The 22,520-nt window shown below is 71.6% G+C and carries 21 protein-coding genes; 15 read left to right on the top strand and 6 right to left on the bottom strand.

Translation table 11 applies throughout. From position 1 onward, the window contains the following. The first annotated feature begins 4 nt into the window (after positions 1–4). The 4 genes from AMIS_RS25885 to AMIS_RS25870 are packed head-to-tail and all read left to right on the top strand — an operon-like array spanning position 5 to position 2,296. Positions 5–685 carry a phosphatase PAP2 family protein gene (locus AMIS_RS25885; protein ID WP_014445375.1) on the top strand — a complete coding sequence of 227 codons (681 nt, stop codon included), beginning with the start codon at positions 5–7 and terminating at the stop codon, positions 683–685. Positions 686–696: 11 nt separating this feature from the next. After that, a complete protein-coding gene (locus AMIS_RS25880) occupies positions 697–1,449 on the top strand; it encodes a phosphatase PAP2 family protein (RefSeq protein ID WP_014445374.1) in 753 nt (250 codons plus the stop codon). Continuing rightward, complete coding sequence (locus AMIS_RS25875; protein ID WP_014445373.1) at positions 1,368–1,754, top strand: RidA family protein; 387 nt, start codon at positions 1,368–1,370, stop codon at positions 1,752–1,754. The genes AMIS_RS25880 and AMIS_RS25875 overlap by 82 nt, the downstream gene beginning before the upstream one ends. Beyond that, positions 1,751–2,296 (top strand): DUF402 domain-containing protein, encoded by a 546-nt coding sequence (locus tag AMIS_RS25870; RefSeq protein WP_014445372.1) that lies wholly within the window; start codon positions 1,751–1,753, stop codon positions 2,294–2,296. The genes AMIS_RS25875 and AMIS_RS25870 overlap by 4 nt, the downstream gene beginning before the upstream one ends. Here AMIS_RS25870 and AMIS_RS25865 read toward each other — a convergent pair. Beyond that, positions 2,271–3,695, bottom strand: coding sequence for a sulfatase-like hydrolase/transferase (locus AMIS_RS25865; protein WP_197537972.1), 1,425 nt, complete (start codon positions 3,693–3,695; stop codon positions 2,271–2,273). The two genes, AMIS_RS25870 and AMIS_RS25865, sit on opposite strands and share 26 nt — an antisense overlap. Before the next feature lie 105 nt (positions 3,696–3,800). On the opposite strand from AMIS_RS25865, the gene AMIS_RS25860 reads away from it, so the two are divergent. Next, a complete protein-coding gene (locus AMIS_RS25860; RefSeq protein ID WP_014445370.1) occupies positions 3,801–4,106 on the top strand; it encodes a DUF1905 domain-containing protein in 306 nt (101 codons plus the stop codon). 468 nt (positions 4,107–4,574) lie between these two features. Further along, positions 4,575–5,213, top strand: a complete 639-nt coding sequence (locus AMIS_RS25855) for a VOC family protein (RefSeq protein WP_041830064.1) — start codon at positions 4,575–4,577, stop codon at positions 5,211–5,213. Positions 5,214–5,264: 51 nt separating this feature from the next. On the opposite strand, the gene aceB is transcribed toward AMIS_RS25855, so the two are convergent. Next, a complete protein-coding gene (gene aceB, locus AMIS_RS25850; RefSeq protein WP_014445368.1) occupies positions 5,265–6,890 on the bottom strand; it encodes a malate synthase A in 1,626 nt (541 codons plus the stop codon). Position 6,891: 1 nt separating this feature from the next. After that, positions 6,892–8,178, bottom strand: a complete 1,287-nt coding sequence (aceA, locus tag AMIS_RS25845) for an isocitrate lyase (protein ID WP_014445367.1) — start codon at positions 8,176–8,178, stop codon at positions 6,892–6,894. A 155-nt stretch (positions 8,179–8,333) separates the two neighbouring features. On the opposite strand from aceA, the gene AMIS_RS25840 reads away from it, so the two are divergent. The 4 genes from AMIS_RS25840 to AMIS_RS25825 all read left to right on the top strand — a co-directional run bounded on the left by AMIS_RS25840 (position 8,334) and on the right by AMIS_RS25825 (position 11,761). Beyond that, complete coding sequence (locus AMIS_RS25840; protein WP_014445366.1) at positions 8,334–9,785, top strand: helix-turn-helix domain-containing protein; 1,452 nt, start codon at positions 8,334–8,336, stop codon at positions 9,783–9,785. A gap of 119 nt (positions 9,786–9,904) precedes the next feature. Continuing rightward, a complete protein-coding gene (locus tag AMIS_RS25835; protein ID WP_014445365.1) occupies positions 9,905–10,669 on the top strand; it encodes a lytic polysaccharide monooxygenase in 765 nt (254 codons plus the stop codon). Beyond that, complete coding sequence (locus AMIS_RS25830) at positions 10,654–11,211, top strand: DUF305 domain-containing protein (protein ID WP_231859084.1); 558 nt, start codon at positions 10,654–10,656, stop codon at positions 11,209–11,211. The genes AMIS_RS25835 and AMIS_RS25830 overlap by 16 nt, the downstream gene beginning before the upstream one ends. A gap of 25 nt (positions 11,212–11,236) precedes the next feature. Beyond that, the gene (locus AMIS_RS25825; RefSeq protein WP_014445363.1) at positions 11,237–11,761 is read left to right on the top strand and encodes a GNAT family N-acetyltransferase; all 525 of its coding nucleotides are present in this window, start codon (positions 11,237–11,239) and stop codon (positions 11,759–11,761) included. Here AMIS_RS25825 and AMIS_RS25820 read toward each other — a convergent pair. Then, positions 11,751–12,656 carry a LysR family transcriptional regulator gene (locus AMIS_RS25820; protein WP_014445362.1) on the bottom strand — a complete coding sequence of 302 codons (906 nt, stop codon included), beginning with the start codon at positions 12,654–12,656 and terminating at the stop codon, positions 11,751–11,753. The genes AMIS_RS25825 and AMIS_RS25820 overlap by 11 nt on opposite strands. 70 nt (positions 12,657–12,726) lie before the next feature. Between AMIS_RS25820 and AMIS_RS25815 the strand changes: the two genes are divergently transcribed. Next, positions 12,727–13,614, top strand: coding sequence for a DMT family transporter (locus AMIS_RS25815; protein WP_014445361.1), 888 nt, complete (start codon positions 12,727–12,729; stop codon positions 13,612–13,614). A gap of 139 nt (positions 13,615–13,753) precedes the next feature. Next, positions 13,754–14,752: a sulfotransferase family protein gene (locus AMIS_RS25810; RefSeq protein WP_014445360.1), complete on the top strand. Its 999-nt coding sequence runs from the start codon at positions 13,754–13,756 to the stop codon at positions 14,750–14,752. A gap of 43 nt (positions 14,753–14,795) precedes the next feature. On the opposite strand, the gene AMIS_RS25805 is transcribed toward AMIS_RS25810, so the two are convergent. Then, positions 14,796–15,500 (bottom strand): response regulator, encoded by a 705-nt coding sequence (locus AMIS_RS25805; RefSeq protein WP_014445359.1) that lies wholly within the window; start codon positions 15,498–15,500, stop codon positions 14,796–14,798. Then, positions 15,497–16,660: a sensor histidine kinase gene (locus AMIS_RS25800; RefSeq protein ID WP_014445358.1), complete on the bottom strand. Its 1,164-nt coding sequence runs from the start codon at positions 16,658–16,660 to the stop codon at positions 15,497–15,499. Before AMIS_RS25800 ends, AMIS_RS25805 begins: the two co-directional genes overlap by 4 nt. Positions 16,661–16,781: 121 nt before the next feature. Here AMIS_RS25800 and AMIS_RS25795 point away from each other — a divergent pair, with 121 nt between their 5' ends. The 3 genes from AMIS_RS25795 to AMIS_RS25785 all read left to right on the top strand — a co-directional run bounded on the left by AMIS_RS25795 (position 16,782) and on the right by AMIS_RS25785 (position 22,520). Beyond that, entirely contained in the window at positions 16,782–17,531 is a 750-nt protein-coding gene (locus AMIS_RS25795; RefSeq protein WP_014445357.1) for an ABC transporter ATP-binding protein, read from the top strand. Then, positions 17,528–20,083, top strand: coding sequence for an FtsX-like permease family protein (locus AMIS_RS25790; protein ID WP_014445356.1), 2,556 nt, complete (start codon positions 17,528–17,530; stop codon positions 20,081–20,083). Before AMIS_RS25795 ends, AMIS_RS25790 begins: the two co-directional genes overlap by 4 nt. A 106-nt stretch (positions 20,084–20,189) precedes the next feature. After that, positions 20,190–22,520: an N-acetylmuramoyl-L-alanine amidase gene (locus AMIS_RS25785; protein WP_014445355.1), complete on the top strand. Its 2,331-nt coding sequence runs from the start codon at positions 20,190–20,192 to the stop codon at positions 22,518–22,520.

Raw genomic sequence — 22,520 nt, 5'->3', positions numbered from 1 at the left:
CGTCATGCGCCAGGATCACCACACCGCCTTGGAGGTACGGACCAGCGCGGCAGCCGTGGCTACCCCCGTGCTGCTGGTCCCGTTCGCCCTGCTCGCCGCCCTGGTCATGGGCCGGTGGGCGCCCCTGCACGACCTCGACCGCTCGGTGTCCGACCGGTTGCACGAGGTCGCGCGGGCGAATCCCGGCGTGGTGGACGTCCTGACCTGGCTGACCCATCTGCTCAGCCCGACCGCCTGGCGGCTCGCCGTGCTCGCCCTGGTGATCTGGCTGGTCCGGCGCGGGTCGCGGGCCGTCGCGTTCTGGGCGGCGGTCACGATGATCGCCGGGGGAGTGCTCGGCGCCGTGCTGAAACTGCTGGTGAGCCGCCATCGGCCGGAGTTCCTCGAGCCGGTCGCTCAGGCCTCCGGGTACGCGTTCCCGTCGGGTCACGCGCTCAACGCCGCGCTCGGCGCCACGATCTTCCTGCTGGTCCTGCTCCCGATGACCCGGGGCCGGCCGCTCGCCCGGGCCGCGCTGTGGACCGGAGTGGTCGTGTTGCCGCTGCTCACCGCGCTGACCCGGGTCGTCCTCGGGGTGCACTGGCTCAGCGACGTGGTGGCCGGGCTGGTCCTCGGGGCGGCCGTGGCGGTGGCGACGGCTGCCGCATTCTCCCGCCGAGGTGTTCCGGAGCCGGTGTCCGGGTAAACGCAGCGACCATGTTCGCTGTCGCCGTGCAGGCCGTCAAACGGATCGTGCTGCCGATCGGCGCCCTGCTGCTCTTCCTCATCGGGCTCGGGCTGCTGCTCACCCATCAGGCCGCGCACTGGTGGCCGCTGACCGTCGAGGACGGGGTGAACCGGGAGTTCGCCGCGGACCGCACCGAACCCCTCACCGCGGTCTCCGGCTGGGTCAGCGCGGTCGCCAACACCGGCTGGATCATCGCGGTCACCGCGGTCGTCGCGCTGATCCTGCGGCTGGTGCTGCGCCGCTGGCGTGAGCCGATCTTCCTCTGTCTCGCGGTCACCGCGCAGGCGCTCGTCTTCTTCTTCACCACGAAGGCGATCGACCGGCCCCGCCCGGACGTGCACCGCCTCGACGCGTCGCCGCCGACCAGCAGTTTCCCGTCCGGGCACACCTCCGCCTCGGTCGCGCTCTACCTCGGCCTGGCGCTGCTGCTCGCCGGGCTGGCCCGGCACACCTGGCTCAAGGCGCTCTGCTGGGCGCTGGTCCTGGTGCCGATCGGGGTGGCGTTCTCCCGGATGTACCGGGGCATGCACCACCCGAGCGACGTCGTCGCCGCCTTCCTCAACGGCATCACCTGCGTGATCGTGATGGCGCGGGCGATACTCGATCGCGCGGTGTCGTGGCGGCTGCCTAAGGTGAGCGGATGGCCACGCTCGATTTCCCTTCCCCGCCCACGCCGAACGGGTTCAGCCACGTCGTCGCCGTCGCGCCGGGCAGCCGTCTGATCGTCACGTCCGGCCAGGTGCCGATCGCCGCCGACGGCAGCGTGCCGTCCGGCTGGGCGGATCAGACCCGGCTGGTCTTCGAGAACCTCGCCGAGGCGCTGAAATCAGCCGGGGCCGGCTGGTCCGACGTGGTGAAGCTGACGTTCTTCGTGACCGATGTCGATCACCTGGTCACGGTGCGGGCGGTCCGGGACGAGTTCGTCGACGTGGCGCGGCCGCCGGCCAGCTCGCTGGTCCAGGTCGCCGGGCTGTTCCGGCCGGACCTGCTGATCGAGGTGGAGGCGCTGGCCGCGGTGGCGTCATGAGCGACCGGAGAGAGCTCATGAGCGGGGCGTCGATGCGGTTCACCAAGTGGGGCGGGAAGCTGCACTGGCACTTCCCGCTGGAGCCGCTCGGCTCCGACGAGCACGGCTGGTGGTTCGGCACGCGCGCCGGGGCGGTCCTGCAGCGGGGGTACGAGGAACCGGTCGTCCAGAAACACGACTTCGTCACGCTGGTGCCGCGGGAGGGTGACTGGATCGCCAGCTTCAACCCGTTCTCCACGGAGCATCAGGTGGCGCTCTACATCGACGTGACGACGCGTCCCGCGTACACCGGTGGTGTGGTCTCTGCCGTTGATCTCGACCTGGATGTGATCCGGCTCTTCGACGGCTCGGTGCGGGTGCTCGACGAGGACGAGTTCGCCGAGCACCAGGTGCTCTACGGCTACCCGGAGCCGGTGGTCGCGCGAGCGATCGCGACCACCGGCGACCTGGTCGAGCGGCTCACCAGCGGGGTCCAGCCGTTCGAGAGCGCGGCGGCTTCCCGGTTGGCTGCCTATCTCAGTAGCTCAGCAGCCCCGCGTTGATCTGCTCCCACTTCGCCCGGAGCTCGGCGACGATCTGCGGGTGCTTGGCGGCGAGGTTGGCCTGCTCGCGCGGGTCGGCCTCGACGTCGTAGAGCGCGTCGCTGGTGGACAGCCGCAGGTACTTCCACTTACCGCGGCGCAACGCCCGATTGGCACGGGTACGCCAGAAGATGTCCCGCTCCGGAGCGTCCGCGCCGCGCAGCAGGTACCCGGCGAAGCTCGCGCCGTCGAGCGGGTGGTCCGGGCTCGGCGCCGCGCCGGCGATCTCCAGCAGCGTGGCCGTCCAGTCGTGCGTGACCACCGGCTCGTGGCTGACCTGCCCGCTGCGGATCCGGGCCGGCCAGCGCAGGATCGTCGGCACCCGGATCCCGCCCTCGGACAGGCTGCCCTTGTTGCCGGTGAGCGGCCAGTTGTAGGAGAAGCGCTCGCCGCCGTTGTCGCTGGCGAAGACGACCAGGGTGTTCTCCTCCTGGCCGCTGCGGCGCAGCGCGTTCAGCACCTGGCCGATCCGCGCGTCGAGATTTTCCACCATCTTCGTGTACGTCTCGAGCGAGCCGCCGTCGTTGTGGAAGATCGCCTGTGTGTTACCCGCCTTGATCTTGGCGGTGATCTCCTCGCTGATTTTGCGGTCGCCGGGCGCCTCCCACGGCCAGTGCGGGCTGGTGAAGTTGAGGTTCAGCAGCCACGGCTTGCCCTGCTTCTTCGCCTTGGTGATCCAGTCCTCGGCCTTGTCGGCGATCACGTCGGTGTAGTACCGGCCGTCGTCCGGGACCTCGGTCTCGCCCTCGAAGAGGTCGTATTTGCCGGTGTGGCTGTACTTCGAGTAGTAGTCGACGCCACCGGAGTAATTGCCGAAGAAGTAGTCCCAGCCGGTGCGCAGCGGGCTGAAGTTCGGCAGGAAGCCGCCGTGCCACTTGCCGATCAGCGCGGTGGCGTACCCGGTCTTCTTCAGCAGCGAGGCGAGCGTCGGGTGGGTGGCCGGGATGCCGTCCCGCTCGTTGACGCTGCCGATCGGCTCGGGCAGGCCGCCCGGGGTGCGGCCGGGGAGGCGGCCGGTGTAGAGCGCGACGCGGGTGGGCGAGCAGACTGCGCCGGCCGAGTACCCCTGGGTGAACCGCACGCCGCTGCGCGCCAGGCGGTCCAGGTTCGGCGTCCTGATCTCCGGTGAGCCGTAACTGCTCAGGTCGGCCCAGCCGAGGTCGTCGGCGAGGATGAACAGGATGTTCGGGCGTTTCGAGGAGCCCGGCCTGGCCCGGAACGGGGTCTCTTTCGTCACCGCGGCTTCTGTCTCCGCGGCTTTTGTCCCAGCAGTGGCGGACTCGGCGGGCAGCGCGGTCACGGCGGCGGCGCCGGCGAGCGCGCCGATCATTCCACGGCGGGTGGTTCCGGAATTCGTCACATCGTCTCCAGGGGATCGCGGAAGGCGATGGCGACATTATCTATCGGCTCGATAGGAGTAAAGGTCTATCCCATTTCTGTCGTACCGGTGTGCGAGGCTGCGGGGATGCGAGTCGAGTTCGAGGCGGAGTTGTGGATCTGGGAGGCGCGGCGTGGTGAGGGCTGGACGTTCGTGAGCCTGCCGGTGGAGCAGTCGGAGCTGATCCGGGAGGTGACGGAGGGGGTGGTCCGGCGCGGGTTCGGGTCGCTGCGGGTGCGGGCCACGGTGGGCGCGAGCACGTGGACGACGTCGATCTTCCCGGGGAGCGGGGAGGGCGCTTACGTGCTGCCGATCAAGCGGAAGATCCGCACGGCGGAGTCCCTCGAGGCAGGCGACGCCACGAGCGTGACCGTCGAGCTGCTCGACCTGTAGGCCCCGCCCTCCCGCGGTGTGCCTCGCGCTGCCGGCTCCGCGCGGTGTGCCTCGCGCTGCCGGCACCGGCCGTAGCTCAGCCCTGTGATCAAGCGCGGATGACAAGCGTGGTCTACGGCTCGGGAGGCCGGGCCGTAGCGCACGCCTGTCACCAAGCCCCGGAAGCCCGCGAGGGCTACGGCCGGTGTCCGGGAAACCTGTGTGGGCTACGGCTCGGGGCCGGGGCCGGGGCCGGGGCCGAGGTCGGGGCCGGGGCTACGGCTCGGCCGGGGACTGGGACTGGGACTGGGGGGTTGGGAGCTTGCGGGGGCGCCGGGGGCGGCGGCGAAGGGCGCCGGGGGGAGGGGCGTCAGGGGTTGCGGGGGTGGGACGGGTCGGGGGGGTGGGGACGGCTGTGGGGCGTACCGGCGGAGGAGAGTGACGCCGAATGCCTGGCTGGACCGGCGGGGGTGGGCGAGCATGAGGGGCATGACGAAGCTGACGGCACGGGACATCGTGGAGCGGGCGCCGGACGGGTGGGTCTATCTGCTCGGGGTGCTGCGGACGCGGCTGCGGACCGGGGATTTCGCCACCGGGCTGGGGCTGGTGACCGCGATCGGGGCGGCGGCCGAGGCGGCTGATCACCATCCGGATCTGGATCTGCGGTATTCGTGGGTGGACGTCGCGCTGGTCAGTCACGACGTGGGTGCGGTGACCGAGCGGGATCTACGGATGGCCCGGACCATCGCTGACCTGGCCGGGCAGGCCGGGGTGGCGCTGCAGCGGGACGGGCTGAGCGCGCTGGAGCTGGCTCTGGACAGCCCGGAGATCGGTGCGGTGCTGCCGTTCTGGACCGCGGTGCTCGGCGGGACGGCCGGCGAGGACGACCTGAAGGATCCGAGCGGGGTGCTGCCGACGGTGTGGTTCCAGAAGTCCGGGCACCAGGAGCCGCGGCAGCGCTGGCACCCCGATCTCTGGGTGGACCCGTCGGAGGTGCGCGGGCGGATCGAGGCGGCCGTGCGGGCCGGGGGGACGCTGGTCAGTGACGAGCAGGCGCCGAGTTTCTGGGTTCTCGCCGACCCGGAGGGCAACAAGGTGTGCCTCTGCACCTGGCAGGACCGGGCATAGAGCAGCAAAGAGGCGGGGTGGCTCGAGCCACCCCGCCTCCCCTTCACCGCGTCAGGCCGCGACAGGAGCCTGAGTGGTGACCGGAGCCGTCGCCCCACCGGACAGGTGCCGAAGATAGGCCGGCAGGGTGAGGAACTCCGGGCAGGTCCGCTCGGTGAGCAGGACGGTCAGCAGCGTCCGGGCCTGGCCGAAACACCGGGCCGCGTCCTCGTCCAGCGCGCCGGTCTCGCTGAGCACGTCCAGTTCCTCGCGGAGCATTCTGGTGACCAGGGCGGCCGTGACCGGCACGCCGTAGTCGGTGAGCGTTCCCGAGGAGATCCACTGCCAGAGCTGCGCGCGGCAGATCTCCGCGGTGGCGGCGTCCTCCATGAGCCCGCCGAGAGCGACCGCGCCGCGGCCGCCGAGCCACGCCGCGATGTAGCGCAGCGCGACGCTCGCGTTCGTCCGCAGCGCGACCTCGCTGACGGTGACGTCCGAGTTCCGCACGTCCAGCAGGTCGGCCGCGGTGACCCGCACGTCCTCGCGCTTGCGCACGATCTGGTGCGGCTCGTCGCCGAGCCACTGGTCGAACACCTCGCGGCAGGTCTCGACGAGACCCGGGTGCGCCACCCAGGAGCCGTCGAAGCCGTCGCCGACCTCCCGGCGCTTGTCCTGGCGGACCTGGTTCAGCGCCCGCTTCGCGGCGACCGGGTCACGGCTCGGGACGACCGCGGCCATCCCGCCGATCGCGTGGGCGCCGCGCTTGTGGCAGGTGCGGACCAGCAGTTCGGTGTACGCCCGCATGAACGGCGCCGTCATGGTGACCTGGGAACGCTCGGGCAGGACCACGTCCGGACGGTTCTTGATCATGCTGAACAGGTAGTCCCAGCGGCCCGCGTTCAGGCCGGCCGAGTGCTCGCGCAGCTCGTACAGGATCTCTTCCATCTCGAACGCCGCGTTGATCGTCTCGATCAGCACGGTGGCCCGGATCGTGCCGCGCGGGATGCCGAGGTACTCACTCGCGTAGAGGAAGACGTCGTTCCAGAGGCGGGCCTCCAGGTGCGACTCCATCTTCGGCAGGTAGAAGTACGGCCCGCTGCCCCGGTCGATCTGCTTCTGCCCGCAGTGGTAGAGGTACAGGCCGAAGTCGAACAGGGACGCGGAGACGGCCCGGCCGCCGATCCGCAGGTGACACTCGGGCAGGTGCCAGCCGCGCGGCCGGACCATGATCGTCGGCATCGTCGCGCCGATCTCGTACTTCTTGCCGTCGGCCGCCGTGAAGCCCAGCGTCCCGTCCAGCGCGTCGCGCAGGTTGGCCTGGCCGAGGACGACGTTCTCCCAGGTGGGAGCGGTGGCGTCCTCGAAGTCGGCCATCCACACGCGAGCGCCCGAGTTCAGCGCGTTGATGGTCATCTTCCGTTCCGGCGGGCCGGTGATCTCGACCCGCCGGTCGGTGAGGTCCGGCGCGGCCGGGGCGACCTGCCAGGACAGGTCGTCCCGGATGTGCCGGGTGGAGATCAGGAAGTCCAGGTCGGTGGTCCGGGTGGCCCGGCGGCGCCGGCGGCGCTCCAGCAGCTGCACCCGGCGGGCGCCGAACTCGCGGTCCAGCGCCACGATGAAGGCGACGGCCTCGGGGGTGAGGATCTCGGAGTAGCGGCCGTCGGTGGTGCCCGTGATGGTGACCTCTTCGCCGCCCATGTCAGAACTGCTCCGCCTCGGTGCTGCCGGACAGGGCGGTGGTGGAGCTCTGCGGGTTCAGCGCGGTGGAGACGGCGTCGAAGTACCCGGTGCCGACCTCGGCCTGGTGCTTGGTCGCGGTGTAGCCGTCGGTCTCGGCCGCGAACTCGGCCTCCTGCAGCTTCACGTACGCGGTCATGCCGGTCTCGGCGTAGCCCTTGGCGAGCTCGAACATCGAGTGGTTGAGCGCGTGGAAGCCGGCGAGGGTGACGAACTGGAACTTGTAGCCCATCGCGCCGAGCTCCTTCTGGAAGCGGGCGATGTCGGCGTCGTCCAGGTTCTTCTTCCAGTTGAACGACGGCGAGCAGTTGTAGGCCAGCATCTTGCCCGGGTGCTTGGCGTGCACCGCCTCGGCGAACTTCTTCGCGAACGCCAGGTCGGGCTTGCCGGTCTCCACCCAGAGCAGGTCCGAGTAGTCGGCGTAGGCGACACCGCGGGCGATCGCCGCGTCGTCACCGGGACGCACCCGGAAGAAGCCCTCGCTGGTGCGCTCACCGGTCAGGAACGGCTTGTCGCGCTCGTCCACATCGGTGGTCAGCAGGTCCGCCGCGAGCGCGTCGGTGCGGGCGATGACCAGGGTGGGCACGCCGGCGACGTCCGCCGCGAGACGGGCGGCGTTGAGGGTACGGATGTGCTGCTGCGTGGGGATGAGAACCTTGCCGCCGAGGTGGCCGCACTTCTTCTCGCTGGCCAGCTGGTCCTCCCAGTGCACGCCCGCCGCGCCCGCCGCGATCATGGCCTTCATCAGCTCGAACGCGTTGAGCGGGCCACCGAAGCCGGCCTCCGCGTCGGCGACGATCGGGGCGAACCAGTCACGCTCGTACCGGCCGGCCGCGGTGTCGATCTGGTCGGCGCGCAGCAGCGCGTTGTTGATCCGGCGGACCACCGCGGGAACCGAGTTCGCCGGGTAGAGCGACTGGTCCGGGTAGGTGTGGCCGGAGAGGTTCGCGTCGGCCGCGACCTGCCAGCCGGAGAGGTAGATCGCCTTCAGGCCGGCGCGCACCATCTGGGTCGCCTGGCCGCCGGTCAGCGAGCCGAGGGCGTTGATGTAGTCCTCGGTGTTCAGCAGGCTCCACAGCTTCGCGGCGCCGCGCTCGGCGAGGGTGTGCCGCTCCTGCAGGGTGCCCCGCAGCTTCACGACGTCCTGAGCGGTGTAGTCGCGCTTGACGCCGGTCCAGCGGGGATCACTGGCCCATTCCCGAGTGAGGTCCTCTGCGGTACCGCCACGGTTGTCGGTCAGCTCAGTCATGACGAAGTCCCTTTCCTGCCCTGTCGCGTTCTTCCGGCGTGTCCCGGGTGTTCCGGGTGTTCCGGGGGAAGAACTTCACTCTCGGGGATGCGGACCAGGGTCTTGAAGGCCTTTCTCGTGGAAAGAAACGCAGAATTTCTGTTACGGTCAAACACGTGACCGCTTCATCTTCTGCCGAGCCCTCCGTCGATCTGGTGACCCTCGGGCAGCGGCTCCGTCACCTGCGGCGCTCCAAGGGCCTGACCCTCGACCAGCTCAGTGACGCGGTCGGACGGGCCCCGTCACAGCTGTCGCTGATCGAGAACGGCAAACGGGAGCCGAAGCTCTCGGTGCTCCAGGCGATCGCGGGCGCCCTGGGCGTACCGCTGCAGGATCTTCTCCGCCCGGAGGCGCCGAGCCGCCGCGCCGGGCTGGAGATCGAGCTGGCGCACTTCCAGCAGAACCCGGCCTACCAGGCGCTCGGCCTGCCGGTCGTGCGCGCCGGGCGGCGGCTGCCGGCCGACGCGCTGGAGGCGCTGATCGGGATGCACCGCGAGCTCAACCGGGTGCTCACCGAGCAGAGCGCCACCCCCGAGGTGGCTCGCCGGGCGAACGCGCAGCTGCGCGCGGAGATGCGCAAGCGGAACAACTACTTCGCCGAGATCGAGCAGGCTGCGGCAAACGTCCTTCGATCGGTACGGCACACCACCGGTCCCCTGTCGCAGCGCGGCATCCTCGACATCGCCGCCCAGATCGGCTTCACGCTGCACTACGTGAACGACCTGCCCAGCTCCACCCGCAGCGTCACCGACCTGAAAAATCGCCGGATCTTCCTCCCACAGGTGGCCAGCGGCAAGGGGCACGACCCGCGAGCCGTGGTGCTGCAGACGCTCGGGCACTTCGTGCTCGGCCACAACGACCCGGCCGACTACGGCGACTTCCTGCGCCAGCGGGTCGAGGTCAACTACTTCGCGGCGGCGCTGCTCATGCCGGAGAAGTTCGCGGCCGAGTTCCTCAGCGCGGCGAAGGCGGACAAGGCGCTCGCCATCGACGACTTCCGGGACGCGTTCGGTGTCTCCTACGAGACCGCGGCGCACCGGTTCACCAATCTGGCGACGCACCACTTCGGGATCCCGGTGCACTTCGCGCGGGTGCACGAGAGCGGGATCGTGTACAAGGCGTACGAGAACGACAACGTGCGCTTCCCGTCCGACGTGACCGGGGCGATCGAGGGTCAGCCGGTGTGCCGCAAGTGGGCGTCCCGGACGGTGTTCGAGGCGGACGACCCGTACTCGTCGTTCTATCAGTTCACCGACACGACGGCCGGGACGTACTGGTGCACGGTCCACGTGGAGTCGACGAGCGCCGGGTTGTTCTCGGTGACGGTGGGGACGCCGTACGAGCATGCGCGGTGGTTCCGGGGCGGAGACGTCACCGGGCGTACCGTGTCGAACTGCCCGGATCCGGACTGCTGCCGGCGGCCGCCGGCCGAGCTGGTGGACCGGTGGGCGGGGAACGCGTGGCCGAGCGCGCGGGTGCACTCGCATCTGCTGGCGGCGTTGCCGCCGGGGACGTTCCCGGGTGTGGACAACCGCGACGTGTACGACTTCCTGGAGAGGCGCGCCTGAGCCGCCGGCGTGCGGGCGGCTGAAGATCCTAAAGAATCCTTAACAGTCTTTACTGTTAACAAGACTTAATTTACGTTGATGAACACGCTCCCCAACGATCCCCGAGCTAGGAGCAGTTCATGAAGCGTAGATTCACCCTGCCCGCCCTGACCGTCGCCGCCGTCACCGGATCGATGTTCGTCGCGGTCTCTCCGGCCTCCGCCCACGGATACATCTCGTCCCCGCCCAGCCGCCAGGCCAACTGCGCGAGCGGCGCCGTCTCCGGCTGCGGCGACATCGTCTACGAACCCCAGAGCGTGGAGAACCCCAAGGGCTCGACGCAGTGCAACGGAGGCGGCAGCCGTTTCACTGTGCTCAACGACAACAGCAAGGCCTGGCCGGCCGCGAACGTCGGCTCCAGCGTCACCTTCAACTGGGTGATCACGGCACGGCACGCGACGTCGACCTGGGAGTACTTCATCGGCAACAAGCTGGTGGCGTCCTTCAACGACAACGGCGCGCAGCCGGGGGCCAGCAAGTCGCACACGGTGAACTTCTCCGGCTACTCCGGCCGGCAGACGGTGCTCGCCCGCTGGAACGTCGCCGACACGATCAACGCGTTCTACTCGTGTGTGGACCTGAACTTCGGCGGCGGGACCAGCAACCCGACGCCCACCCCCACCACGCCTACCCCTACTCCCACCACGCCTGGTCCCACCAGCAGCCCCACGCCTGGTCCCACGGCGACCAGCAACCCCGGCGCGACCACGTGGGCGGCCGGCACGGCGTACAAGGTCGGTGACCGCGTGACGTACTCCGGCAAGAGCTACCAGTGCCGTCAGGCGCACACCGCGATCACCGGGTGGGAGCCTCCGTACGTCGCGGCGCTGTGGACCGCCGTCTGAGGCAGGCTCGGCGAGCAGCGGGAGGCCTCCTCCTGCTGCTCGCGCTGCTGCTCTCCGGGTGCGGCGCGGAGCCCGCCGCGCACAACGACACCGACGTGATGTTCCTGCAGATGAGCGTGGCCCAGATCGCCGAGGGCGAGCAGGTCGCGGCGGTGGCCGAGCGGTCCGCCGTCAATCCCGGCCTGCGTGCGCTGGCCGCCGAGCTGCGCGGTCAGTGGCAGTCCGAGACCGCCACGATGAAGCAGTGGCTGACCGATTGGGATCAGCCGATGACGGCGCCCTCCGGGTCGTCCCCGCACGCCGGTCACGGTGATCTGCACGCGCTCCAGCCCGGTGACGTCGAAGGGCTGCGGGCGGCGACGGGCACGGATCTCGATCGGATCGCTGTCGCGCTCCTGCTCGGCAACCTGCACAACGCCATGGAGACGCTGCGCCTGGAGACGGACGGCGGCGCGCACCCGGACGCGAAGAGCCTCGCCGGGACCATGACCACCACCCGGCAGGCGCAGATCCAGAGGCTGCTCGCCATGGCCGCCGGTTAAGACCATCATTGGGTACGGTCGGAGCATGCCTGACCTGATCAGCCCGACGGTCCGCCTCCACTCGTCCTGGCTGGCATCCCGGGACGAGTGGGGGCACGGGGTGCACCAGCCGGGCTCCGGTCTGCGCCCGAAGGACGACGTGGTGTCCCCGGCCGGGTTCGCCGCCTGGGTGAGCCGGCTGCTGGCCGAGGGGGACACATCGATCCCGCCGGCCGAGGGGCTGGTGCACTGCACGTACCGGTGGATCGTGGACGGCGACGACTACCTGGGCGCGATCTCGCTGCGGCACACGCTCAACGACTTCCTGTTCCGGGCCGGCGGCCACATCGGGTACGGTATTCGCCCCTCGGCGCGCCGGCGGCGCCTGGTGACCTGGGCGCTCGGCGAGATGCTCGGCGAGGCCGGCAAGCTCGGCATCGACCGGGTGATGATCAGCTGCGACCTGACGAACGAGGCGTCGGCGCGGGTCATCGAGCGGGCGGGCGGCGTCCTCGAGGACATCCGCGACTCCGAGATCGGCCGGGTCAAGCGGTACTGGATCACGCTCTGACGCCGAGCGCGCTCACGGTGTCCCGCAGCAGCCGCGTCACCTCGGTGACCAGGGGGTTGGGGGAGCGGCGACGGGGTGTGGCGATGCCGACGAACCGGCACGGGCCGGGCGGGGCGAGCCGGATCGCGGTCAGCCCGCTGCGGTCCGCGGTGAGCGCCACCTCCGGGATCATGCTGATCCCGACGCCGGCCCGGACCAGCGACTGGGCGAACTGGTAATCGGTGCCCCGGCAGGCGGCGCGGACCTCGAACCCGGCCATCGCCGCGTAGTGGTCCAGCATGTCGCCGACGACGAGGCAGCCGTGCACCCAGCGCTCGCCGGCGAGCTCGGCGATGGTGATCGACGACCGGTCGGCGAGCGGGTGCCCGTCCGGGAAGACGATCCACATCGGGTCCTCGACCAGCGGCGTCCAGACCAGGCCCGGCGGCATCGGTGGAGGCCCGTCGTAGTGGTAGGCGAGCGCCATGTCGGCGGCCCCGGTCCGGACCAGCCCGAGGCTCTCCTGCGGCTCGCTCTCGATCACGGTGAGGTCGGCGCCGGGATGCTCCGCGGTGAACCGGGTGAGCGCCGGCGGCAGCAGCCGCTGGCCGCCGCTGGTGAAGGTGGCCACGGTGAGCCGCGCGGTCCGTGCCGCCGCGATCCTCTCGATCTCGGCCTGCGCGCAGAGCAGCTCGGCGGCGATCGACTCGGCCGTCTCGACGAGGACCCGGCCGGCGTCGGTCAGCTCGACGCCCCGGGTGCTGCGCCGCACCACGGGCGTGCCGACGGCCCGTTCCAGGGCGCTGATCTGCTGGGACACCGCGGACGGGGTGAGCCGCAGCTCAGCGGCGGCCCGGTTGAAGCTGCCGTGCCGGGCGACCTCGGCCAGCATCTGGAGGCGACGCGCGTCGATCATCAGTTTTCCTTAAAACGCCAACAGCAGGTTGTCACTACCGCTTATCACCGTACGGGGTGAGGCTCAGGTCGTGAATCGTCTCGCCTGGTTGCTCTTCGTCCTGGTCTCCGTCCTCTGGGGAATCCCGTACTTCCTCATCAAGATCGCGATCGAGGACCTCTCGCCCGTTCTCGTGGTCGCCGGGCGCACCGCCATCGCGGCGGCCGTGCTCATCCCGATCGCCCTGGCTCGCGGCACGCTCGGGGCGCTGCGCGGCCGGCTGGGGGTGGTCACGCTGATCGCGATGGTGCACATCGTCGTGCCGTTCACCCTCCTCACGTACGGGGAACAGCACATCTCCTCGTCGCTCACCGGCATCCTGATCGCCGTCGAGCCGGTCGTGATCGCGCTGCTGCTGTCCCGCGCCGAACCCCTCACCCCGCTCCGGGCCGCCGGCCTGGCGATCGGCTTCACCGGCGTGGTGGTGCTCGTCGGACTGGACGTCTCCGGCGACGGGTACGGCCTGCTCGGCACCGGGATGGTGCTGCTCGCCGCGATCAGCTACGCGGTCGCGACGATACTGGTGCAGCGGACGGCCTCGGACATCCCGCCGGAGGCGCTGACCGTGGGCACCACGGTCATCACCACGGTGGTGCTGCTGCCGTTCGCCCTGCTCCGGCTCCCCTCCGAGCCGGTCAGCACCGACGCGTGGTCCGCGCTGGTGGCGCTCGGCGTGCTGTGCACCGCGGTGGCGCTGCTCGCCTTCTACCGGCTGATCGTCCTCGCCGGGTCGAGTCGGGCGGGCCTCGTCACGTACGTCAATCCGGTTGTCGCTCTTCTCCTCGGCGTGGTCCTGCTGAACGAGGAGATCGGTGCCGCGACAATGGCCGGCTTCGCCCTGATCGTGGCCGGCTGCTGGCTCTCCACCCGCCCGGCGCGCGTCCCGGCCGGGGAACTTCACCTCGTGGGTCAAGATTGACAGGTAACTCTCAGCGTCACGACAGCGTGTGCATCCGCCCTGCACAGAGACTTTGCGAAATCTTTTCCTGGTATCCAAGATCGCCGGGGAGATCGCGAAAGGAGCGTCATGGCGTCGCGGGGTATTTACGGTGGTCGTCATGTCCAGTGATCGCCCGGTCTTCGTGGTCGGCTGCCCCCGCTCGGGCACCACCATGCTCCAGCTGATGCTGCACGCGCACTCCCGGATCGCGATCCCGCCGGAGACCCGGTTCCTGCTGGCCGGGTACGGCAAGCGCGCCGAGTTCGGCGACCTGACCGACGAGACCCGCCGCCGCGCGCTCGCCGACTGGATCGTGGGGACGTCGCAGTTCGGCGACCTGGGCCTGGACCCGGACGCGGTGGTGGACGCCGTCGTGGCCGCCCCGCCGACGCTCGGCTCCGCGTTCGGCACCGTCTTCACGATGTACGCGGACCGGTTCGGCAAGCCCCGCTGGGGCGACAAGCGCCCGCTCTACCTGCGCCACCTGCCGACCATCCTGCGGCTCTTCCCGGACGCCCAGATCATCAACATCATGCGCGACGGCCGGGACTGCGTCTCCTCCCTCAAGGAGACCCCCTGGAAACCGGCCGACTTCGACACGCTGATCGACTACTGGTCGCAGTCCGCCGACGCGTCCCTGCTCGCCGCCCGGCGCTACCCGGCGGACGTCTTCCACCAGGTCCGCTACGAGGACCTGGTCGCCGACCCGGAACCGCACCTGCGGAAGATCTGCGCGTTCCTGGAGGAGGAGTTCGAGCCGGCGATGACCCGGCCGAACCAGCTCGCCTCGGTCGCCGTCCCGGAGTGGAAGACCTGGCACACGATGACCCACAAGGCGCCGACCACCGAGCGGGTGGCGAGCTGGCGGTCCCGGCTCACCGAGGAGGAGGTGCGCCGCTGCGAGACCGCGTTCGGCGACCGTCTCGCGAAGTTCGGCTACCTGCCGTCGCTGCCGGTGCCCCGCAGCGCCCGGATGCGCGCCGACGCGCGGCTGATCGCCCGGCACCGGCTGGCCCCGGCCCGCAACGTGGCGAAGGACCTGTGGACCCAGGTCCGAACCGGCCACGGCGAGCCCCCGGTGGCAGCCCGCCTCACCACCCGCCAGCGCTCGGCCTGACCCCACCGCCGCGCCGCGGGCGGCGCGGCGGTGAGGGAGAGGGTCAGCCCAGGAGGCGGCGCTCCCAGGCCCACGCCGCGATCTCCACGCGGTTGCGGGTGCCGAGCTTCGCGTGGACGCTGCCGAGGTGCGTCTTCACCGTGCCGATCGAGATGAACAGCTCATTGGCGATCTCGGCGTTGGTGGCGCCGCGCGCGGTCAGCCGCACCACGTCCAGCTCGCGCGGGGAGAGGCCGCTGTCGTCCGCCGGCTGCGCCGGGGTGGCGAGGTGCTTGAGCAGGCGCACGGTCACCGACGGGCTGATCAGCGCGTCGCCCGAGACGGCCGCCCGCACCGCCTCGACCAGCAGCGCCGGGCCGGAGTCCTTGAGCAGGAAGCCGGCCGCGCCGCCGCGGAGCGCCGCATGCACGTACTCGTCGAGGTCGAACGTGGTGACCACGACGACCTTGACCGGATCGGCGACACCCGGCCCGGCGAGGAGTTTCAGTGCCTGCAGGCCGTCCATCTTCGGCATCCGGATGTCGAGCAGCGCCACGTCCGGCCGGAGCCGGCGGGCCGCCGCGACCGCCTCCACGCCGTCGGACGCCTCGCCGACCACCTCCATGTCCGGCTGCGCCCCGATGATCATGCCGAAGCCGGTCCGGACCATCGCCTGGTCGTCAGCGATGAGCACACGGATCGGCGAGCCGCCACCGGCAGAGGGGACAGCCCCCGACGAGGACGCCGCACCAGGTTGAAGGTCGCTCACCAATCGCTCTTTCCGTTCAGCGGCAGCGCCACGTCGACGACCCATCCGCCGTCCACTCCCGGCCCGGCCGAGATCTGCCCGCCGACCGCGCGCACCCGCTCGGTCAGCCCGGCAAGACCGTACCCCGGACGATCACGCGGGCCCGCCGGACGCGGCGGGGGACCGTCATTCGCCACCCGGACCAGCAGCTGGGAGTCGGTGCGGCGCAGCCAGACGTCGATCACGGTGGCGTGCCGCGCGTGCTGGCGGGCGTTGGTGAGGGCCTCCATCACCACCCGGTACGCCGAGGTGGACACCTCCACCGGCAACCCGGCGCCGTCGTCGCCCCCGGTGTCGAGCCGGGCCGGCAGTCCGCCCGCCGCGGTGAACTGCTCCACCAGCGCGTGCAGGTCACCGACGCCGGCGACCGGGGCGAGCGGCGCGTCCGGCTCGGAGGCCGGGTCGCGGAGCACGCCGACCATCCGCCGCATCGACGCCATCGTCTCGGCGCCGGCCCGTTCGATCTGCTCGAGCGCGAGCATCGCCCGTTTCGGGTCCTGCTCGGCGATGAATCGGGCGCCCTGCGCCTGCACCACGATCCCGGTGACGTGGTGGGCGATGAAGTCGTGCAGGTCGCGGGCGAACTCGGCGCGCTGCTCCGACCGTACCGTGTCCAATGCTCGTGTCCGGTTGCCCTCCATGGTGCGCAGCGTGACGCCGGCGCCGATCGCGCCGGCGATCCCGAGCGCCTGGACCAGGCCGAACGTGACGTAGATGCTGGACTGCCCTGAGCGCAGCGGCATGAGGCCGACGGCCAGGCCGACGGCCGCGCAGGCGAGGACCGCCCACCGCGGCGGCGCGTGCCGGGCGACGACGGCGGCCACCCCGAGGAACGCGGCCGACTCGGCGAGGCCCCAGACGCCGCCGTAGAGGTCGCGGTGCATCAGCAGCGCGGTGAAGCTCAGCGAGAGGCCGGCGGCGAGCAGCGCGGCGACCGGGAGGGTCCGGGAGCCGTGCCGGTGCCGGGGCAGCCACACCGCGGCCACCGCCATCGCGATCAGCACCTGGACCGGCACCAGCGCGGTGTCGAACCGGCCGCTGGTGATGTCGACGACGCCGAGCAGGGCCAGCAGGCCGAGGGCGGCGATCTGGCCGGCACGGACGAGGAACGTGTTCAGCATCGTGACCCAGCGTAAGCGCTGGGCAGGGCGTCCCCATCGGCCGAAAGGCAGACCCGGGCCCGGCCGGAACCCGGTCCGCGGGCCGATGCCGCAGCCGAACGGATCGAACAGGCTGCCTCGCATGCAGATGAAGGTGGTAGGACACACGGCGGTCGCGGCCGTGGACCTGGTCAAGGTGTACGGCGAGGGCGACACGGCGGTGCGCGCGCTGGACGGGGTCACGGTGGGTTTCGACAGGGGCCGCTTCACCGCGATCATGGGCCCGTCCGGGTCCGGCAAGTCGACGCTCATGCACTGCCTGGCAGGGCTGGACACCGCCTCCTCCGGGCAGGTGCTGCTCGGTGAGACCGACCTGACCCGCCAGCCGGACCGGGTGCTGACCCGCGCCCGCCGGGAGCGGATCGGCTTCGTGTTCCAGTCGTTCAACCTGTTGCCGCAGCTCACCGCCGCCGCGAACATCACGCTGCCGCTGGACCTGGCCGGGCGGACTCCCGACCCGCAGCTGTTCGACCGCCTGGTGACCTCGCTCGGCCTGGCCGGCCGGCTCACCCACCGGCCCAGCGAGCTCTCCGGCGGCCAGCAGCAGCGGGTCGCGCTGGCCCGCGCGCTGGTGTCGCGTCCGGAGGTGCTCTTCGCCGACGAGCCGACCGGCAACCTGGACTCCCGCTCCGGCGCCGAGGTGCTGCACCTGCTGCGTGACTCGGTGCGGGATCTGGGCCAGACCATCGTGATGGTCACCCACGATCCGGGCGCGGCGGCGTACGCGGACCGGGTCGTGCTGCTCGCCGACGGCCGGCTGGCGGGCGAGATCGACCGCCCGGACATCGCCTCGGTCACCGACGCGCTGCAGAACCTGGCGGCCGCCCGATGAACGCGGTGCTGCGTACCCAGCTCGCCGGGGTGGCCCGCCGACCGGCGCGGATGCTGCTCACCGGCCTGGCGGTGCTGGTCGCCGCGTTCGTGGTCTACGCGACGGTGCTCGCCCAGCAGATCACCGAGCGCAGCGTGCTGAACGGCCTGAGCGGCACCCCGGAGGCGGTCGGCCTGGTGGTTCGCAACGGCACGATCACCACCGGGCAGCTGGACCGGATCGCGGCGCTGCCGGGTGTCGCGGAGGCGACCGGCCGGGCCGAGGCCGGACTCGAGGTGAACGGCGACTACCTCGGCCTGATCTCGGATCCCGGCAGCGGCCCGCTCAGCGTGCTCACGGTTGAGAAGGGGACGTTCCCGGACCGCCCCGGCCAGATCGCCGTCACGCCGCGCACCGCCGAGCGGCTCGGCCTCGCGCTCGGCGCGAGCGTGCGCGCCGGCACCGGCGAGGGCAGGACGGCGCCACTCACGGTGGTCGGGATCGTCGCTGTTCGCGACGATTTCGGATCCCAGGGGTACGCATCGACGAGCACCGTGGCCACGCTGGCCGGGAGCGATCTCCTCAACCAGATCGACCTGCGCCTGGACGGCGGGGCCGACGAGGGCGCCGTCGCCGGCGCGGTGACCAGGCTGGTCGCCGCCGGCAAGGGTCAGGAGGTGCAGCCGGAGGTGGTCACGGGGGCCGACGTCCGGCTGGACGAGGCCCGCACGGCGGCGAGCGAGGTGGACCAGGTCTTCGCCGTGGTCGGCGCGTTCGTCGCGGTCGCGGTGATCGCGGCCGGTCTGATCGCCGCGTCCACGTTCCGGATCGTGTTCGCCCAGCGGATGCGCCAGCTGGCCCTGCTCCGCGCGGTCGGCGCCGGCCGGTCCGCGCTGGCCCGCGCGCTGGCCGCCGAGGGGCTGCTGACCGGCCTGATCGCCGGCGTCACCGGTGTGCTCGCCGCGCTCGCGGCCGGCCACGGGCTCCCGGCCCTGCTCGGCGTGTTCGGCTGGACCGTGTCGGCGCCGGGCTTCCCGATCGCCGCCGCCCTCGGCACCGTCGCCCTCGCCGTGCTGATCACCCTGGTGGCCGTCGGCGCGCCGGCGATCTCCGCGTCCCGGGTCGCGCCGCTGGAGGCGCTGCGCAGCGCCGCCACCACCGGCGCCCGGAGCGGCATCGGCGGTTCGCGCTGGGTGACCGGCCTGCTGCTGGCGCTCGTCGCGGCGGCCGTGGCCGGGCTGGTGGTGGTCAACCTGCCGGGCCCGGATCCGGAGGACTACAACCCGCTGCCGCTGCTGCTGGCCGTGGTCGGCTCCGGCGGACTCGCGTTCCTCGCGCTGATCGCGCTCGGACCGGCGCTGGTCCGGCCGGTGCTGGCGGTCGCCGGCTGGCCGCTGCGCCGGCTCGGCCCGGTCGGCCGGCTCGCTGTCGGTGGTGTCGGTGGCAGCGCCCGGCGGGCCGCCGCGGTCGCGGTGGTGGTGGCGCTCGGCGTCACGATGATCGCCGGAGTGCTGGTCGGCGGCGCGTCGGTGCGTACCCTCGCGGAACGGGAGCTGGCCGCCTCCGCGCCGGCCGACTTCGAGCTCACCGCGGGTGAGGGGGCGTCGCTGCCGGCCGGGATCGCCGACCGGTTGCGGACCAGCGCCGATCTGACCCACGTCACCCCGTACCGGCGGGTCCCCGCGGTCCGGGTCGCCGGCGCCTCCGCTCGGGACGACGCGTCCGCTCGGGACGACACCTCCGCTCTGGACGACGTCGCGGCCACCGACGTGGCGGCGAGCGCGCTGCCCCGGATGGCCGAGCTCTCCTCGGCGTCCGGCTCGGTCGGCGACCTGCGGCCGGGCAGCGTGGTGATCGCCCGGTTCGTCGCCGATCTGGCCGGGCTCTCCACCGGTGACACGCTGGTGGCCTCGGCCGGCGGCCGGGAGGTCCGGCTGCGGGTCGCCGCGGTGCTCACCGACATGGCGCCGCTGCACGCGGGCCTGCTGCTGGACCCGGCCGACCTGACCGGGCTGGGCGCCTCGGCGGCACCGACCGGGATCCTCGCCGACGCCGCCCGCGACGGTGAACAGGCGCGGACCGCGGGGTTGCGGGCGCTGCGCCAGACCTCGGCGGGACAGAGCGGCGCCGGCGTCACGGTGCTCGCCGACGAACGGGACCAGGTCACCAGCGCGCTCACCGTGCTGCTGGCGATCGCGCTGGTCCTGATCGGGCTGACCGTGCTGATCGCGATCGTCGGGGTCGGCGCCACCACGGCGCTGTCGGTGGTGGAACGGGTCCGCGAGTCCGGCCTGCTGCGTGCCGTCGGGATGTCCCGTGCCGGACTGCGCACCATGCTGACCACCGAGTCGGCACTGTACGGGGTGATCGGCGCGTCCCTCGGGATCCTGCTCGGTGTCCCGTACGCGTGGCTGGCCCTGAAGACCACCGGCGTGACCGTGCCGCTGACGCTGCCGGTGTGGCAGCTGGCCGCGGTGTTCCTCGTGCTGGTGGCGCTGACCGCGCTGGCCGGGATGCTGCCGGCCCGCCGTGCCGCGCGGGTGAGCCCGGTGGCGGCGCTCGGCACGGAGTGAGCGTGAAGTCACAGATAACGATCCTTCGATCCGGGGAGGTGCGCGAGCGGACGGTCCGGTAGCGTTCACGCCCGCAAGATCTTCAACTGCATGGGGGACCGCGCTGATGAATCGACGGCTCGCTATCGGAGTGGGCGCCGCGGCAGCGGTGCTCGCGGCCGGCGGAGGAGTGGCCGTGCTGGCCTGGCCGGACAGCGGCGACGCGGGTGCGTCGGTCGTGGCGGAGCAGGTCACGGTGCTGCCGCCGGACCCGTCCGCGGCCCCTCCGAAGATCAAGACGGCCTTCAACACCGTCGAGATCGCGGCGTCGTCCGGTGGCGGCGACGTGGACCTGCCGGAGCGCAAGACCAAGCGGTTCAGCATGGTCGGCGTCAGCTGGTCGGACCCGGCCGCGGTGCCGCAGGGCGAGATCCAGGTGAAGACCCGCAGCGCCGCCTCCGGCAGGTGGAGCGTCTGGAAGACGCTGCAGCGCGAGGCCGACGGCCCGGACGGTCTGGAGGCCGGGAACCCGGGGCTCCGCGGGGGAACCGTGCCGCTCTGGGCCGGTCTGTCCGACGGCGTGGCGGCGCGGGTCGTCGGCGGCGGGTCGGGTCTGCCGGCGGGCCTGCGCCTGGACCTGACCGATCCGGGTGAGGAGAGCGGCGGCCGGGGCGGCGGCGCGGCGGTGACCGAGAGCCCGTCCGCCGAGCCGAGCGACACCCCCACCGTGGATCCCACCACGACGGCGCCGGGGGCCGAGCCGACCACGGGTGCCACCACCACGACCCCGGCGGCCGTGCCGGCCACGACGACCGCGCCGGTCGCCACCACGACCCCCGCGCCGGCGGCGACCACCGCCACCACGGCGCCGGCCGCGACGAGCGCGAAGCCGTCGTCGGCCGGGGTCACGGCGAACGCCGTGCCGACCTCCACCACGCCGGTGAAGGCGCAGTTCCCGTCGTACGTCAACCGGGCGGGCTGGCAGGCCGACGAGTCGATCGTCAAGTCGATCGAGGTGGCCAAGGAGGTCCGGGTGCTCTGGGTGCACCACACCGCGACCGGCAACGACTACAACTGCGCCGACTCCTGGAAGATCGTCAAGAGCATCCAGAGCAACGACGTGAACGGCAAGGGCTTTTCCGACATCGGCTACAACTACCTGGTCGACAAGTGCGGCAAGCTCTTCGAGGGCCGCAAGGGCGGCGTGGAGAACCCGGTCGTCGGCGCGCAGACCAAGGGCTTCAACACCAACTACGCGGGCATCGCGGTGATCGGCGACTTCGAGGGCGACGTGAAGACCGGCAAGGTCCCGCTGCAGTCGAACGCCGCGATCGAGAAGACCCTCGCGCAGGTGGCGGCCGCCCGGCTCGGCAAGTACAACTACAGCCCGACCAGCACTGCCAAGGTTCAGGCCGGCGCCACGAACGGCAAGTTCGCCGAGGGCGCCTGGGTGACGCTGAACCGGATCGCCGGGCACATGGACGGCGACGCCACGGCCTGCCCCGGCAAGAATCTCTACCCGCGCCTGCCGGCCATCCGGGCCCTCGCGTCCGAGCAGATCACCGGCCTCGCGCTGAGCCGGATCACCGGCGCCACCAAGCAGGGCAGCGTCTACTACACGAAGAAGACCGCGACCGTGTCCTGGGCGGTGACCACCCCGACCGCGAAGATCGCGCGCTTCGAGATCTACGTCGACAACAAGAAGGTCGCCTCCCCGGCCGGCTCGGCCCGGTCCGCCACGGTCACCCTGGCCGCCGGCAGGCACAGCGTGATCGTCCGGGGCGTGCACGCCACCGGCGGCACCGCGCAGTTCGGCGTCACCGTCATCGGTGACCCGACCGCGCCGGCCTGGACCGCGGGCATGGCGGTCAACCTGCGTCCCGGAACGTACAACGCCACGTCGGTGCCGGTCACCCTGACGCTGTCGGCGAAGGACAACGCGGCGTTCGCCGGGTTCACCGTGACCAAGCCGCGGGCCGCGACCCTCGGCGCGTCCGCCAAGGGCTGGAACGTCAACGTCAAACCCGGCACGACCACGTACGCGGTGACGGCCCGCGACGTCGCCGGCAACACCAGGACCGCGCAGATCGGGCGCAAGCTGGCGATCGTCCCGGAGACCTCGGCGAAGAAGACCGGCACGTGGACCACCGTGAAGAACAAGGCCCACCTGAGCGGCAAGGCGCTCTCCGCGTCGAGCAAGGGGCGGAAGCTGACCTGGTCGTTCACCGGCCGTACCGCGGCGCTGACCTTCATGAAGACCCCGAAGTCCGGCAAGGTGGCGATCTACGTCGACGGCAAGAAGGTGAGCACGCTGGACCTGAAGTCCGCCAAGAACGCCTACCGCCAGGCGGTCTGGACCCGCAACCTCACCAGCGGCAAGCACAAGATCATGATCGAGGTCCTGGGCACCAAGGGCCGCCCCACCGTGATCTCCGACGGCCTGGTCGTCGGCAACTGA

This window comes from Actinoplanes missouriensis 431 (genome assembly GCF_000284295.1).
In the GTDB taxonomy this organism is placed as follows: domain Bacteria; phylum Actinomycetota; class Actinomycetes; order Mycobacteriales; family Micromonosporaceae; genus Actinoplanes; species Actinoplanes missouriensis.
Note: the sequence above shows the minus strand (reverse complement) of the source record. Positions and strands in the feature narration are given on the sequence as shown.